Source organism: Streptomyces sp. MB09-02B (genome assembly GCF_033794485.1).
In the GTDB taxonomy this organism is placed as follows: Bacteria; Actinomycetota; Actinomycetes; order Streptomycetales; family Streptomycetaceae; genus Streptomyces.
On record NZ_JARGEE010000808.1, the window covers coordinates 1 to 1,740 of the forward strand.

The following is a 1,740-nucleotide window of genomic DNA, read 5'->3' on the forward strand; positions in this document are numbered from 1 at the left end:
GCCCCCGGCGGCAGCCCCCCAGCAGCCGACCACGCCCGACTCCCCGACCGCGCCGACCGCACCCGGCGACACGACCACACCCACGAAGCCCACCAAGCCGGGCCTCTGCGTCCCGATCGTCGGCGTATGCGTCAACGACGCCCTGAGCAGATAGCGGACCGCAACGAAGAGGGGCCGCCCACCCGGCGGCCCCTCACCCCTCACGACTTACACCGTCACGCCTTCACACCGTCAGCCTTTACGCCTTATGCCGTCACGGCTTACACCGTCACGCCTTGCCGGGCCTCCGCGTGAGCAACCACGGCTGCACCACGCCCAACCCACGCACCGGTCGTTGCCACATCGGCTGGAGGGCGAAACGGTAGGTGGGCGGCTCCTCGCCCTCCTTCTCCGCGGCGGCCGCGGCCTCCGCGGCCTCGGCCTCGGAGGCGGGCGCCTCGCCCGTACGGGTCAGTTCCTCGGCGAAGGCACCGTCGACGAGGACCGCGTCCTTCGGCGCTATCGAGGTGAGCCGGCTCGCGAGGTTCACGGTGGAACCGAAGACGTCGCCCATCCGCGTCGTCACCGTGCCGAAGGCCATGCCGACACGCAGCTCGGGCATGGTCTCGTCGTTGGCCATGGTCTCGATGAGGCGCAGCGCGATCTCGGCGGCGACACCCGCGTCGTCCGTGGCGTACAGGACCTCGTCCCCGAGGGTCTTGATGAGCCGGCCCCCGTTCGCCGCCACCAGGTCCGCCGCCGTGGTCTCGAAGGCCTCGACCAGCTCGCCGAGCTCCTCCTCCTCCATCCGGCGGGTCAGCCGCGTGAACCCGACGAGATCCGCGAAGCAGACCGCGAGGCGCCGGTCGACCATCTCCTCGTCGTCGGCGGCCTGTACGACCCGGCCGGTGGCTGCGGCCAGCTGGCGCCGCCAGACGTAGACGAGGAACTCCTCCAGCTCCGGCAGCAACAGCTCGACCAGCGGATACGTCACCTCGGTCCGGGTCATCCCCGGCTCCGGCGGCTCGGTCAGCCCCTCCAGGAAGGAGTCGATCTGCCACTCGGCCAGCCGCGCCGTGGTCTGCCCGGTGGAACGAGCCACCTGCACCGCCATGGCCTCGCTCAGCAGCCCCGCCTCCACGAGACCGGCGAGCCGCCGCAGCGCGAGCACGTCGGCCTCGGTCAGTGCCTTGGCCTGACCGATGTCCGCGAAGCCCATGGCCCGCCAGAAACGGGACGCCAGCTCCATGGAGACGCCGGCGCTGCGCGCGGCCTGGAAAGGGGTGTACCGGCGCTCGGCCCCGAGGATCAGCCCTTCGAGCCGCAGCGCCAGAGGGTCCTCCTCGTCGGCGTCCACGTCCTGGGGCTCGCCCCGCTCGAGCGAAGCCGAGAGAGGGGGCGGCTCCACGCGGCCATCCGCGTCCGTGCCGGAGCCCGTGTCCTCGACGCTCACTCCTGCTGCCCTTCCGATCTCCCGCGGTCACGTACTCGACCGGCCTCAACTCTACGGCAGGTGTGCGCCAGCTCACTCCGTCAGGTGAGGCCGTTGGTGGACACCCCGGTCCACACCGCCCCGACGTCGCCGCCCCCGCAGCCGCGCTCGCTCCCCGCCACCCCGACTGCGGGCAGTCGCGCCGCTGCGGCGGCGCGGGTGGGCGCAGGCGGCACCCGGCAAGCGCCGGTGAGCGGGACCCGCCCCAGCCCAGCACCACTCCCGGGTCCCCAGCCCCCACCCCGCCCACACATCACTCGACACACATC

The 1,740-nt window shown here is 72.6% G+C and carries 2 protein-coding genes; both read right to left on the reverse strand.

Going from position 1 to position 1,740, the window contains the following annotated elements; all coding sequences use genetic code 11:
- Positions 1–268 precede the first annotated feature (268 nt).
- Positions 269–1,432, reverse strand: coding sequence for an adenylate/guanylate cyclase domain-containing protein (locus P1P70_RS44240; protein ID WP_319248098.1), 1,164 nt, complete (start codon positions 1,430–1,432; stop codon positions 269–271).
- 80 nt (positions 1,433–1,512) lie between these two features.
- The coding region (locus P1P70_RS44245) for a hypothetical protein (RefSeq protein ID WP_413471693.1) at positions 1,513–1,740 on the reverse strand (228 nt) is incomplete at its 5' end.